The sequence below is a fragment of the Curtobacterium sp. MCLR17_058 genome (assembly GCF_003234705.2).
Taxonomy (GTDB): domain Bacteria; phylum Actinomycetota; class Actinomycetes; order Actinomycetales; family Microbacteriaceae; genus Curtobacterium; species Curtobacterium flaccumfaciens.
Genome location: NZ_CP126262.1, coordinates 482,479 through 495,818 on the forward strand (window position 1 = coordinate 482,479; position 13,340 = coordinate 495,818).

9 protein-coding genes are annotated in these 13,340 nt (G+C 70.7%); 3 read left to right on the forward strand and 6 right to left on the reverse strand.

Features of this window, described 5'->3' with window-relative positions:
• Position 1 precedes the first annotated feature (1 nt).
• The 3 genes from DEJ11_RS02415 to DEJ11_RS02425 all read left to right on the forward strand — a co-directional run bounded on the left by DEJ11_RS02415 (position 2) and on the right by DEJ11_RS02425 (position 3,924).
• The gene (locus tag DEJ11_RS02415) at positions 2 to 1,267 is read left to right on the forward strand and encodes a lipopolysaccharide biosynthesis protein (protein ID WP_181440864.1); all 1,266 of its coding nucleotides are present in this window, start codon (positions 2 to 4) and stop codon (positions 1,265 to 1,267) included.
• Between the two features lie 72 nt (positions 1,268 to 1,339).
• Positions 1,340 to 2,518, forward strand: a complete 1,179-nt coding sequence (locus DEJ11_RS02420) for a glycosyltransferase family protein (RefSeq protein WP_111104077.1) — start codon at positions 1,340 to 1,342, stop codon at positions 2,516 to 2,518.
• Positions 2,515 to 3,924, forward strand: a complete 1,410-nt coding sequence (locus tag DEJ11_RS02425; protein ID WP_111104079.1) for a right-handed parallel beta-helix repeat-containing protein — start codon at positions 2,515 to 2,517, stop codon at positions 3,922 to 3,924. The genes DEJ11_RS02420 and DEJ11_RS02425 overlap by 4 nt, the downstream gene beginning before the upstream one ends.
• A gap of 1,573 nt (positions 3,925 to 5,497) precedes the next feature.
• Here DEJ11_RS02425 and DEJ11_RS02430 read toward each other — a convergent pair.
• The 6 genes from DEJ11_RS02430 to DEJ11_RS02455 all read right to left on the reverse strand — a co-directional run bounded on the left by DEJ11_RS02430 (position 5,498) and on the right by DEJ11_RS02455 (position 13,286).
• Complete coding sequence (locus DEJ11_RS02430; protein WP_111104081.1) at positions 5,498 to 6,640, reverse strand: glycosyltransferase; 1,143 nt, start codon at positions 6,638 to 6,640, stop codon at positions 5,498 to 5,500.
• A 62-nt stretch (positions 6,641 to 6,702) separates the two neighbouring features.
• Entirely contained in the window at positions 6,703 to 7,989 is a 1,287-nt protein-coding gene (locus DEJ11_RS02435) for a glycosyltransferase family 4 protein (RefSeq protein WP_181437715.1), read from the reverse strand.
• Complete coding sequence (locus DEJ11_RS02440) at positions 7,986 to 8,627, reverse strand: sugar transferase (RefSeq protein ID WP_111046189.1); 642 nt, start codon at positions 8,625 to 8,627, stop codon at positions 7,986 to 7,988. The genes DEJ11_RS02435 and DEJ11_RS02440 overlap by 4 nt, the downstream gene beginning before the upstream one ends.
• Positions 8,628 to 8,641: 14 nt before the next feature.
• Entirely contained in the window at positions 8,642 to 10,006 is a 1,365-nt protein-coding gene (locus tag DEJ11_RS02445) for a tyrosine-protein kinase domain-containing protein (RefSeq protein WP_111104085.1), read from the reverse strand.
• Positions 10,007 to 10,128: 122 nt separating this feature from the next.
• A complete protein-coding gene (locus tag DEJ11_RS02450) occupies positions 10,129 to 10,557 on the reverse strand; it encodes a DUF3060 domain-containing protein (RefSeq protein WP_111104087.1) in 429 nt (142 codons plus the stop codon).
• Between the two features lie 92 nt (positions 10,558 to 10,649).
• On the reverse strand, positions 10,650 to 13,286 hold the full coding sequence (locus tag DEJ11_RS02455; protein WP_146250075.1) for an RICIN domain-containing protein: 2,637 nt from the start codon (positions 13,284 to 13,286) through the stop codon (positions 10,650 to 10,652).
• Positions 13,287 to 13,340: the final 54 nt, after the last annotated feature.

Consider the following 13,340-nt stretch of genomic DNA (forward strand, 5'->3'; position numbering starts at 1 on the left):
CGTGCGGTCCTCGCCCCGACGGCGCCTCCCGGCGATCGCGACGATCCTCGTCGGCACGGTCCTCGGACAGGGCCTGGTCGTGGCGATCTCACCGCTGCTGACCCGGCTCTACACCCCGGCGGACTTCGGCACGCTCGCGGTCGTCACGGCGGTCGCGAGCATCCTCGGAGCCGGTGCGACGCTCGGCACCGACCGTGCGATGGTCGTCGCACACGACCGGGCGACGACCAGCGCGCTGGTCGCACTCGGTCTGCTCTCGACGCTGGTCGTCGGTGCAGGCACCGCTTGGGCTGCCTGGGTCCTCCGCGGTGACGCGGCACGGTGGTTCACCGCACCGGCCCTCGAGGACCTGTGGTGGACCGTCCCCGTGACGGTCGTCGCGGTGGGGGCGCAACGGATCGCCTCGGCCGTGCTCGCGCGACGGCAGCAGCACCGGTCCATCGCCGTGCGCAACGCCTGCCAGGGCATCGGCCAGTCCGTCTGGAACCTGGCGATGGCCGCGGCCGGTCCGGTCGGGCTGGTGGGTGGCCTGGCGGTCGGCCGGATCGCGGCCGTGCTCGGGATGGTCCGGTTCCGGCGGGGTGACGGCGAGCGGATCACCCCTCGGTCGCTCTCGGCCGCCGCCCGTCACCATCGGCGGTTCCTCGTCATCACGCCGTGGTCCTCGATGCTGAACGTCGTCGGCCAGCAGGCTCCGGGTCTGCTCATCGCGGCGCTGCACGGCAGCGTCGCCGCGGGCTTCGTCGCCCTCACGATGCGGGTGCTCGGTGCGCCCGTCGGCATGGTCGCCGACGCGACCGCGCAGTACGCCGCGGGGGCGTTCGGGCTCCGCATCCGGTCCGGCGATCCCGTGCGCCGACTCGTCCTGCGGCTCGTCGTGCGTCTCGCCACCGCGGGTGCGGTCGCGGTGCTCGTCGTCGTGCTGCTCGGACCCGTCGTGTTCTCGACCGTGTTCGGTGCGGAGTGGGCGGTCTCCGGAACCTACGCCCAGGTCCTCGTGCCGGCGTTCGCGGTCCAGGTCGCCGCATCGCCGGTCACGCAGGTGCTGTCGATGCTGCAGCGGCAGGGGGCACAGCTGACGTGGGACGCATCGCGTCTCGTGGTGTGCGCCGCCGCGGTGCTCGTGCCGTCCGTGCTCGGGGCCCCGATGCCGGTCGTGCTCGTTGCGCTCGCCTCGGCGATGACGGTCTCCTACGCGGCGGTCCTGCTGCTCGTGGTGCGGGCGGCCCGCCACCACGACGATGATCTGCTCGGCGCAATGCCGTGAGCGGGCCTGGCTGCTGGAATGCAACATGTAGATAACTCGCTCGGGGGCAGAAACGCCCCATAGTTTCGCTGCATGGCCCCTCGACCCCGCCCGTTCGACATCGTCCACGTCTCGAGCGCCCACCCGTGGACCGACAACCGAGTGCACCTCCGTGCTGCGGCGAGCGCGGCGCGTGCCGGGTACCGCACGGCGTTGGTCGCCGTCGCTGCCGCAGGCGTCGGCGCCGATCCGGACTGGCACCTGCCCGATCCCGAGACGGGGGTGTACGTCCGACGCATCCCGGCTCGGCGTCGCGGGCGACGGGTGCTGCTGTCCTCGGTCCAGGCCATCGGGGCGGCACTCTCGTCACGGGCGCCGATCGTGCACCTGCACGACCCCGAACTGCTCTGGGCGCTCCCGCTCCTGCGGGTGCTGCACCGGACGGTGGTGTACGACGCCCACGAAGACCTGCCGGAGCAGGTGCGGGGCAAGGAGTACCTCGGCCCCGTCGCCCGCCGTGGCAGCACGGTGGCGGCGCACGCGGCAGTGGCCCTCGCACGCCGGTCACGCACCGTGGTGGCCGCGACGCCGACCATCGCGCGCCGCTTCCGCGCCGACCGGACCGTCCTGGTCCGGAACGTCCCACGGCTCCGTGCCCAGGACACCGACGCCCCGCCGGCCGCTGCTCGTGGTCAGGTGGCTGTCTACCTCGGGTCGATGAGCCGCGACCGGGGGATCGACGTCCTGACCGGCGTCGCGGCCTCACCCGGGCTCCCGGACGGCTGGCGTGTGGTCACCGCCGGTCCGATCGACTCGGCGGTCGACCGCGGTGCGTTCGACGCACTGGTCGACACCGGGCGCATCGACCACCGCGGCGTCCTGGCACCCCACGCGGCCCGCGACCTGTTGGTGACGGCTCGCGTCGGGCTCCTCCCACTCCTGCCGACGCCGGCCTACGCGGCGTCGATCCCCACGAAGCTCTTCGAGTATCTGGCGGCCGGACTGGCGGTCGTCGCCACCGACGTCCCACTCTGGCGGGAGCTGCTCGACGGCGCCGACTGCGCGACGTGGGTGCCACCGGGTGACCCGGAGGCCGTCGTGGCCGCACTCCGCCGGTACGACGGCGATCCTGAGCTGCTGCGACAGCACGCCGAAGCCGGCCGCGCCCTGGTGCTCGAACGCTTCCGGTGGGATCACGAAGAGCACGTCCTGCTCGACCTGTACCGCTCCCTGTCCGGCGCCTCGCCGATGCCGGAAGCAGTCGGGCGGTGACGCCGCTCAGGACACCCCGGTCGGTCGTCAGCCGACGGGGTGCGCTGTTCGGCGCGGCCGGAGCGATCCCCGCCGCGCTGCTCGTCACCGGGACCCGGCCGGCTGCCGCGTCCGGGCGCTCGAGTCCCGCGCCAGCAGACACGGCCCGGACGGTGACCGACGCCGGGGTCGCCCGGTTGCAGGACGCCGTCGCGGCCACCGACGCGGGTGCCGTGCTCGTCGTGACCCGGCACTGGGCGCTGTCCGAGCCGCTGCGGATCGACCGCGCGATGACGATCCGGTTCGTCGGCGGATCGCTCTCCACCACGCGCGACATCGACCTGGTCGTCGTCGCCGCGTCGGACGTCACCATCATCGACGCGGTCCTCCGTGGTTCCGGGGCGCACCACTCCGGACTCGGTCGGGGTGTCCACATCGTCGGCACCGTCACCCGGCCGTTCCGCGACGTCCGGATACACGGCGCCGACATCCGCGACTTCTCCCACGACGGTGTCCTGCTCGACCACTGCGCGGCGTTCACCGTCGCGGACTGCGTCATCGCCGACGTCGGCTACGCCGGGGTGCTCATGTTCTCGTGCACCGACGGCACGGTGCGCGGCAACCGCATCGCCCGGGTGACCCAGCCTGCGCCGTACCTGAACTCCTACGGCATCGAAGCCGTCCGCGCGACCACCACCGGACTCCTCGGCGCACCACGTTCGGCCCGGATCGTCATCGCGGACAACCACGTCTCCGACGTCCCCGCGTGGGAAGGCATCGACACCCACGGCGGGCAGTCCATCGCGATCCTCCGCAACCTCGTCGAGAACTGCCGGGTGGGGATTGCCGTCGTCCCCTCGAAGGACGAGGCGAACGCCGGCGCCACGAAGTACGCGCCCCTCGACTGTTCGGTCATCGACAACGTCGTCCGCCGCACGACGTCCGGCCCCGGGTCCGGCATCGTCATCCGCGGCGCGGGCGAGACCGTCGGTGACCCCGCCGAACGGGCGAACGGCATCGTCCTCCGCAACACGGTGACGGGGTACGGGGACGGTGACCGCGACGGGGCCGTCCTCGTCTACCTGACGCGGCACCTGATCGTCGCGCACAACCACTGCCCGGGCGGAGTCCGTCGCGGGCTCTCCCTGTACCACTCGAACGACGGCATCACGCTCGTCGGCAACCGGATCGCGGGGTTGCGGCGACAGGGCACGGCGACGTCGGTCGCGATCGACGTCCGCGCCACCGAGAACCGCGGGCACCTGGTGGGCAACCGGTACGAGGGCAGCGTCGAGAGCGGTGCCGTCTACGGGGTGCTGTGCCGCCAGACGGCCAACGACCTGGTGCTCGTGGACAACGACTGGGCTGCGACGACGACAGCGGTCGTGGCCGGTGCCGGCGCGGTGCTCCGGGTCCGCGAGGGCTGAGCTGCCCGACGCCCCGGCACCTTCCGCCGGTCGGTCCGGCCAGCGATCCGCGCACGTGCTGCAGCACCGCGGCGCCCCGCGACCTGCATCGGCGCCGGTGCCGCTGCCTGTGACAGCCCGGGTGCGGGTGCTCCGCCCACGAGTGCCGAGCGGCGGCCGGTCCGGGACCGTGCTCGCAGCCGATCGTCGCCCGGAGCGGTGGGCCGCCGTCTGGGCGAGGCCCGCTCCCAGCCGCTGCGCGGGGCGATCAGCAGGATCAGCGTCCCCATCAGCAGCCCGTGCGAGAGCATCGCCGTGAAGATGGACGTGTTGGACAGCATGATGCTCGGCATCACCACTGCCATCGCCGCGACCCGCATCGGGAGCCCCCGGCTCGCGCCGTCGAGGAACCGCAGCCAGACGAACAGCGCAGCCGCCGCGACGAAGATCCCGATCCACCCCAGGTTCGCGAACCCGTCAGCGAACAGGTTGGCGTTCGCGTAGCCCACCGACCCGGGCACCAGGTAGTCGGAGATCCGTTTCGGCGGCGGCAGATCGTACGGGTACTCGACCCAGGGGCTGAGGAACGAGTACCCGTATCGTGCGACGGGGTTGTCGGAGAAGTAGTCGACGTACACCGAGGACAGCAGCCCCGGCGTCAGCATGAAGCGGCGGGTGAACACCGACGTCCAGGTGATGCCGCCCTGCACCTCGTCGGCGACCGCGGAGACGATCATGATCGCGAGGGGCGCGCCGAGGAAGGCGAGTGACCGCGCCGGCTTCGCGCCCCGGAACAGCACCGCCATGCCGAGGACGGCTATGAACGAGAACAGGACCGCCTTGAACCCGGTGCTCGAGTACAGCAGGAACTGCCCGGCCAGGGCGAGGACCACGAGGGACGGGCGGCGACGGAAGATGCCGCGCGCGAGGACCAGCGGGTTGATCACGTACGCCTGACCGGTCAACAGGTACCCGAGGGCACCGCCGGTCCCGACGTCGGCCGAGTAGTCGGCACGCACCTCGTAGATGTCGTCGAGCGCCAGGAACCGGATGTGGATGCCGACCGTCGCCGCCATCAGGCCGTACGTGACGAGGGAGTAGAGGCCGCACACCAGCCAGGTGAGCGTGCCACGGTCGATCCGCCGCGCGCCGATGACCAGCACGTCGTCCGCCGCCTCGACCCGGGCTGCAGGAGCAGTCGCGCCGCTCGGCGTGGCCAGGCTGACCAGTGCGAACGCCGTCCCCACCGCGGCACTCAGCGCGATCGCCGTGGCGGTGGACACGTACCCGGTCGAGATGCTCATGATCATCGTCGGGCTGACGCACACCACGAAGATCGTCCAGAGTACGACGTGCGACGGCCGGACGAGCACCCGGGGGAGCGTCAGCGCCACCCCGGTCGTCAGCACGATGACGACGAGCAGCGCCTGCCAGGGCGCGGGGACGTAGCCGTACCCCAGGTACGAGAAGATCGGTGCGACGAGGTTCGCCGAGATCCAGTTCATCGTGAGGCCGAGGAGCCCGACCGCGACGAACACGCCCGTCACCCGTCCGACCGGACGTGCGAGCTCGGCCCGGTCGATCGTCGCCCGCGTCACCGGGTGGCCGTCGGCGTCGATCGTGCTGCGCGGACGCCGGGCAGGAGTTCGTCGTACATCTCGACCAGCCGCTCGGCCTCCGGCGCCCAGGTGAACCGCGCGGCAGCCCGTCGGGCCTCGGCGCCGTGCCGCTCGAGGAGCGCGGGGTCGTCCGCGTACCGGCGGATCGCCTCGGCGATGGCCGTGGGATCGTCAGCGGGGACGAAGGTCACGCACTCGACCCCGCGCAACAGGTGCCGCCACAGGGGGATGTCGGTGGCGATGACGGCGAGTCCGGCCGCGAGGTACTCGAACAGCTTCGTCGGGAAGATCTGGTCGGTGACGGGCGTCCGACGGAAGGGGACCACGCCGATCCGGGCGCGGAGGAGCAGGTCGCGCGCCTCCATCGGACCGACGACGCCGCCGTGCAAAGCACGGCCGGTGGCCTCGGCGGCACGCAACCGCTCCGTCGACGTCGCCCGGTCGATCGAGCCGACCATCTCGACCCGCCATCCGGCCGGGAACGACGGTTCCTCGACGACGGACGCGAGCACGTCGATGCCACGGTCGTGACTCAGGACCCCGACGTGCGCGACCAGGGCGGGCCGCGCCTCCAGGCCGACCTGGGCGTCGTCTTCCGGACGCGCGAAGGGGAAGTTGTGGATCGCGATCCGGCGCGGTGCCGGGAACCGGCGTCCGGTCCACTCGGTCGCGGTGACCACCCGGTTCGCCGTCCCGGCCACGCGGAGCAGCCCGTGCGAGAGCCACGCGAACACGGCACGCTGCCGGTGGGTCAGGTAGTCCTTGCCCCAGACCTGGTCGGGCAGGTCCTCGTGCGCGTCGTAGACGACGGTGCGACCGGCAAGCCGGAGCACCGGGATGGTCCAGATGAGCTCGGGATCGTGCAGGTGCACCACGCGGGCACGCGACCGCAGCGCGAGGGCGAGTGCCTGCGTCGTCGACACGACCATGCGCCGGACACGCGCTCGCCGTGGGATCCGCACCACCTCGACGGCCGTGGGTGGGGCGCCGAGGTCGGACTCGACCGCGATGAGGCGGACGCGGTAGCCGGCGTCGGCGGCTGCCGCGGCTTCCCGCAGGTGGACGCGGTTGTCGACCCAGGGGTGGGCGCTGGAGACGTGGACGATGTCGGGGAGCATGCTCGGGTTTCCTCGGACGGGACGGGACGGGACGGGACGGGACAGGACGGGACAGGGGAGGGTCAGGCGGCGACGGTGTCGTCGAGGACGCCGGCCAGGACGCCGGCCAGCCGGCGGTAGTCGTGCTCGCGGACGACGTGGTCGCGGCCGCGGGCACCCATGGCCTCGCGTTCGGCGGCGGGCATCGCCGCGAGCGCGAGGATGCCCTCGGCGATCGCCTCGGGGTCGTCCGGCCGGACGTGCAGGCCGCTGGCCGAAGCGACCACCGGTTCGAGCGTGACGGGTGCTCCGACGAGCAGCGGGCGGCCGAGCAGCATGTACTCGTACTGCTTGTTCATCGAGACGCCGTGTCGGTAGAGCGGCAGGTCGTGCATGTTGACGACCAGGCAGTCCGCTCGGCGTCCGATGCGGCGGGCGTCGTCCTGCGGCACCCGTCCGTCCCAGATCACGTCCACGCCGGCCTGGAGGCGCGACGCGCGTTCCCGGAGCGCGCTGACGTCCGATCCGTCCCCGACCATGCGGAGCACCAGACGCCGGCCGCCGCTCGCGGCTGCCCGGCGGGCGGCGAGGTCGAAGCCGTCGAGGACGGCTTCGAGCGCGTTCGCCGGCCCCATCGAGCCGATGTAGGTGACCGTGAAGCGGTCGTCAGCGGGCTCGTTCTTGCCAGCGTCGGGTGCGTCGGGCTCGTCCGCGGGCTCATCGGGCTCGCCGGCTTGCTCGTCGAGCGCGACACCGTTCGGGACCCAGGTGAAGGGCGTGGGCTGACCGCGGTCGGCGTAGTACCGGCCGACGCCCTCGAGCGGGGAGACGATGTGCGCTGCCCGACGGACGACGGTCCGTTCCAGCCGTCGGAGCAGCCGGACCACCGGGTGCCGTTCGGTCATGCCCGCCAGCCCGAGGGCTGACTCCGGCCAGAGGTCGCGCGGCTCGAAGACGAACGGCACGTCCATCCGTCGAGCGAGCACCGAGGCGCCCCATGCGGCCAGGGGATGGAAGGACCCACCGATCACGACGTCCGGTCGGGGGAGCCCTCGGAGCGAACCCGGCCGGAGCAGCAGCGCGGTGAACAGGCCGATGTCGGCGATGCGACGCATCGCTCGGCGGGCGCCGGCACCACGGTGGTCGACTCCGCGGAGCCAGCAGAACTCGTACCCGTCGCCCGTCCAACGCTCGCGCAGCGTCGTCCCGTGCAGGTGGGAGCGGCCGGACGGGTGGTCTGTGCCGGCAGCGATGACCACCGTGCGCCACCCGTGCTCGGTCAGACTCGCGGCGAGGTGCTGGTGGCGGGTCGCGCGGCCGTCCCGCTCGCGGTGGTGCGCGTAGTGGTTGACGATCCAGACGGTCCTCACCGTGATCCACCCGTCATCGCCGCGGTCCCCTCGAAGTCGTCGGAACTGACGTGGCCCGGCGCGGCGATGCCCTCGCGTCGGAGCACGACGACGACCGTGCGGAGGAGGATGCGGAGGTCGAGGCCGAGCGACACGGTGTCGACGTACTCGACGTCCGACCGGAGGCGCTCGGGCCACGGGAGCGCGTTGCGGCCACGGACCTGGGCGAGACCGGTCAGACCGGGCAGGACGTCGTGTCGGCGGGACTCCTCGGCGGTGTAGAGGTCGAGGTACCGGCAGAGGGTCGGGCGGGGCCCGACGAAGCTCATGTCGCCCCGCAGGATGTTCCACAGGCTGGGGAGTTCGTCCAGGCTCGTCGACCGCAGGAACGAACCGAACGGCGTGAGGCGGTCGCTGTCGCTCACCAGTCCGGCCGCGGGGTCCGGCTCGAGCATCGTGCGGAACTTCAGGATGGTGAACGTCTTGCCGTGGAGCCCGGGGCGGGGCTGCCGGAACAGCACGGGACGACCGAGCCGAGCCGCGACCAGGACGGCGACGACGGCGAGCACCGGAGCGAGTGCGACGAGCGCGAGGGAGGCGCCGACGATGTCGGAGAGGCGCTTGGCGCGGAGCGTGCGCGTGCGGCGGGGGGACTGCATGGGACGTGTCCTTGTCATCGGTCAGAAGGGCGAGCGCTCTTGTACTCAGAGCGGTAGTACGCGCTCCGGGAGGCCTTGTGCTTGGTCTTGGTCAGGACGATGCCGGCGACCTGCTGGCCGACGCGGGCCAGTGCCTCGATCGCGAGTCGGACGTCGGAACGCTTCGTCTGGTTGGCGGCGGTGACCAGCAGGGTCGTCGACACGAGCGTGCTGACGAGCGCCGAGTCGGTGACCGCGAGGACCGGCGGTGTGTCGACCAGGACGACGTCGTAGTTGGCGGCCAGCTCGGCGAGGACCCGTGCCATCGCCTCGGATCCGATCAGCTCGCTGGGGTTCGGGGGGATCGTGCCGGCGGGCAGGACCGAGAGGCCGTCCAGGCCCCAGTCCTGCAGGACGTCGTCGAGTTCGACGCGGCCGACGAGCAGATCGGTGAGCCCGACGGCACCTTCGAGGCTCATCACGGCGGCGACGTTCGGGCGACGGAGGTCGGCATCGATGATGACGGTCCGCATGCCGCTCTTGCTCAGGGCGATCCCGAGGTTGGCGGTGGTGGTCGTCTTGCCCTCGGACGGCCTGGCGCTGGTCACGGCGATGGTCGGTGCGCCGCTGGTCCGGAGGAACTGGATGTTCGTGCGGAGGCTGCGGAAGGCCTCGGACCGCGCCGAGTTCACCTCGTCGCGGATGATCAGCGGGTGCCGACCAGCGTCGGCGTCGAACGCGATGTCGCCGACCACGGGGACGTCGCCGTCCAGGTCCTCACTGGAGCGGACGCGCGTGTCGACCGCAGCGCGGAGCAGCGCGAGTGCAGCGCCCGCTGCGAGACCGCCGAGCAGACCGAGTGCGAGGTCGGCGGCCTTGCGCGGGGCGATGGGACTCAGCGGTCGGGACGCCGGTGTGACCTCTTCGAGTCTGACGGAGGGCGCTTGGTCGGCGCCGGCGGGCTCGATCTCCTGCACGACCGTGGCGAGGCTCTTGCCGATCTGCTCGGCGATCGTGGCCGCTGCCTTGGCGGACCCGTCCTGCACGGCGATCTTGATGATCACGGTGCCGGCGTCGACCGAGGTGGTGGCCTGGGAGGCGAGCGCCGCGGGGGTGGTGTCGAGGTCGAGCTCGTCGATCACGCCCTGCAGCACGCGGGGAGATGTCGCGAGTTGCATGTACGACTTGATCTTCTGCTGTGCGGCGGTCGACCCCTGTGCGATCTCACCCGCGGTCGCCGAGGTGTCGCCGGCGACCGAGACGTAGTACGAGGTCGACGCCTCGTACGTGGGAGGGGTGACGCTCGTGATGACGAGGGATGCACCGGCTCCGAGGAGCGTTGCACCAGCGATGATCCACCAGCCCGAGAGGAGGGCGCGGATGACGGCGAGGTAGTTCAAGAGGAGCCTCCGGTCGGGTTGCTGGACCAGTGTAAAACATCACATCTGAAAGAACAATACGGCGCGCAGAAGGGGACGGAAGTGATGCTCCCGTCCCCTCCTGATTCCGTCGGCGGTCGGACTCAGTCGGCTGCCGTGATGGTGTTCCCCTTGCCCTGGTCGTCGACCTTGGGCGCTTCCCCCTTGTAGGTGAGCGTGTTGTTCGACCCGCTGAAGTAGACCTTCTTCGTCGAGGAGACCGAGATCGTGGCGTTGCTCGCCTCGACGGTGATGGTGTCGATCGTGCCGAGGTCGTAGGTGCGGTCGGAACTGATGAGGTTCGCCGCTGCGCAGTCCTCGGTCGTGATCGTCTTGTCGGAGTCCTCGTCGTCATCCCAGAGCTGCACGGCCCCGTCGATGCACTCGTTGTAGGTGGTCTGGGCCGCCTTCGTGGTGCTCGAGGCGGTCGGGGCGGGGTCCTTCGCGTCGGACGAGCTGCACGCCGTGACGCCGAGTGCGGCGACGAGGGCGATGGATGCGGCGGCGAGACCGCGGCGGATCGTGGTGTTCATCGGGTTTCCTCTCCGAGGAGTTCGTTCGGCGGTGGCGCCGTGCGGAAGAAGGGGAGGCCCCTCCCGTCGCGTGGACGGGAGGGGCCAGGGTGCTACTTGGTGTCGGCCGGCAGGGTGAAGAGCTCGCTGAGCTCGACCTTGCCGTTCTTGGTCTGCTCGAGGGCGAACCGGAACTCGGTCGCGCCGCGGGAGACCGCACGGTCGAAGGTCCAGTTGCCCTCGGCGTCGACCTCGAAGGTGCCGGGGACGATCTGCGTGCCGGTGATGTTGAGCACGCGGTAGCTCGCGCCGGGCTCACCGGTACCGGTGAAGGTGTTCACGGCACCGGGAGTGACGGAACGGTTGGCGACGGTGACCGGAGCGAAGTCCGCGGCGTTGATCGTGAACAGCTCGGACTTCTCGACCTGGCCGTTCTTGGTCTGCTCGATCACGAATCGGAAGTTCGACGCACCGTTGGAGACGACGCGGTCGAACGTCCAGTTGCCCTGGGCGTCGACGTCGTGGGTGCCGGGGACGATCTGCGTGCCCGAGATGTTCAGGACGCGGAACGTCGCGCCGGGCTCACCGGTCCCGGTGAAGGTGTTCGAGCGGCCCGGGGTGACGCGCTCCGGCGTGGTGACGGTCACCGGGGCGAGTGCCGCGGCGTTGATCGTGAACAGTTCGGACTTCTCGACCTGGCCGTTCTTGGTCTGCTCGATCACGAATCGGAAGTTCGACGCGCCGTTGGAGACGACGCGGTCGAACGTCCAGTTGCCCTGGGCGTCGACGTCGTGGGTGCCGGGGACGATCTGCGTGCCCGAGATGTTCAGGACGCGGAACGTCGCGCCGGGCTCACCGGTCCCGGTGAAGGTGTTCGAGCGGCCCGGGGTGACGCGCTCCGGCGTGGTGACGGTCACCGGTGCGAGGGCCGACGCGTTCACCGTGAACAGCTCGGACTTGGCGACCTGGCCGTTCTTGGTCTGCTCGATCACGAAGCGGAAGTTCGACGCGCCGTTGGAGACGACGCGGTCGAACGTCCAGTTGCCCTGGGCGTCGACTTCGTGGATGCCGGGGACGATCTGGGTGCCGGAGACGTTGAGCACGCGGAAGGTTGCGCCGGGCTCGGCCGTGCCGGTGAAGGTGTTCGAGCGACCCGGGGTGACCGAGGTCGGACCGGACAGCGTGATCGGGGCGAGCTCCGTGCGGTCCTCGACCGTCGCGGTGACGGTCTTGCGGTCGATCTCGCGGTCGTTAATCTTCTGGACCACGACGAGGGCGTTGTCGCCGACCTCAAGGTCGTCGACCGTGATGGACCAGGCGCCGGTGATGGCGTCGGCCTTGGCGGTCTCGTCGCCGATCGAGATGTCGGCACCGGGGGTGGCGGTACCGGTGACGACTGCCGAGCGGGCCTCGCTGTCGACCGACGCGACCTCGGCGGTCAGGTCCACGATGGAGGTCCCGGTCCCGGTCGTGGTGGAGGTCGAGCCCTGTGCGCGGAAGTCGCTCGTGCTGCTCGTTCCGCTGAAGTCGAACTCCATGGCGCTCGGGGTCTCCGGTGCATCTGCCGCAGCGGTGACGTCGATCATGAATCGGTACTGCTGGTTCGTCGGGCGCTCACTGGCCCAGTCCACGTCGAAGGTGAGGGTCGTGTTGTCGTTCGACAGGCGACCGTTCGAGAGCGGGATGGACGTGGAAGCGTTCCACGCGGTGTTGCCGACGCGACGCCACGAGCCCTGCACGGTGTCCTGCTCGGAGAAGGTCGCCCCGTCCGGAGCGGTCAGCACGACCGTGCCCTTGGTGTCCGTGCGGGATTCGCGGTTCTCGACAACGAACGGCACCGCCGTGCTATCGCCGCGCTCGAGTTCGATCGGGCCCTGATCGACGCCGACGAGCGTGCCACCTTCGACGATCTCGGGGGACACGGTGACGCGGTCGTGTTCGACGCCGTAGACCGTCTGGACCACGACGAGGTCGTTCTTGCCGCCCTGAAGATCGGAAACGGTGATCGACCACGCTCCGGATGTAGCATCTGCCTTTACTTCTTGGGCACCGATCGACACCTTCGCGCCCGGGGTTGCAGTCCCCGAGATCTGGGCGCTCTTGCTGATGTTGTTCGTGTTCGACACGGATGCGGTCAATGGCTTGGCCAGCACCACCGGGGACAGGTTGCTCGTGATGGTCGTGAAGCTCGCGTTCCGCCCGAGGACGGCCTGAATCGTCGCTCCAGGAGTGAGGTTGGCACCCCAGTTCGACAGGTAGTTGTTGCTGGCCTTGAAGTTGGAGACGAGTGTCTTCGACCCGACCCCAGCGCCGCCAGCGACCCATGAGAACTGTTGAGCCTTGCGTCCGTCGCAGCGCTCAGATGTCACCTGGATCCCGCTGGTTGCGGTCATGCACAGGTCCGTGCCATCAGCCCGGATGGAGCCAGATGCGTCTGTGTTCGGCATGATCCAGGTGCCGGCGGCGGCACGCGCACTACTCGCCGACGACACGTAGACGGCCGGAACAACCGATCCCGCTGCCTTTGGCGCCTTGTAACCCGTGTACCAGTTGCCCTGGTTCACGTAGGAGATGACGAACTTGCCCCGGAGGCCAGTGACCTCGTTGGCCTGCGTCGAGCTGGCCCGGGAGTCGGGAGCGGCAGTGGCGGGTGCGGCACCGAAGGAGAGGCCGGACACGATGGTGGCAGCGGCCAGCCCGGCCGCACCCATGGACTTGAGAGCGAAGGGAGCCCTCTTCTTGTGAGACATGTGCATCTTTCAGGACAGGCCGCGCGGCGGCGGCTGTGCGGGAAGGGACACGCC

Excerpts from the sequence above, each read along its gene's own strand:
- DEJ11_RS02440 (WP_111046189.1), bottom strand. The coding sequence starts at position 8,627 with ATGCAGTCCCCCCGCCGCACGCGCACGCTCCGCGCCAAGCGCCTCTCC.
- DEJ11_RS02420 (WP_111104077.1), top strand. The coding sequence starts at position 1,340 with ATGGCCCCTCGACCCCGCCCGTTCGACATCGTCCACGTCTCGAGCGCC.
- DEJ11_RS02455 (WP_146250075.1), bottom strand. The coding sequence starts at position 13,286 with ATGTCTCACAAGAAGAGGGCTCCCTTCGCTCTCAAGTCCATGGGTGCG.
- DEJ11_RS02430 (WP_111104081.1), bottom strand. The coding sequence starts at position 6,640 with ATGCTCCCCGACATCGTCCACGTCTCCAGCGCCCACCCCTGGGTCGAC.
- DEJ11_RS02450 (WP_111104087.1), bottom strand. The coding sequence starts at position 10,557 with ATGAACACCACGATCCGCCGCGGTCTCGCCGCCGCATCCATCGCCCTC.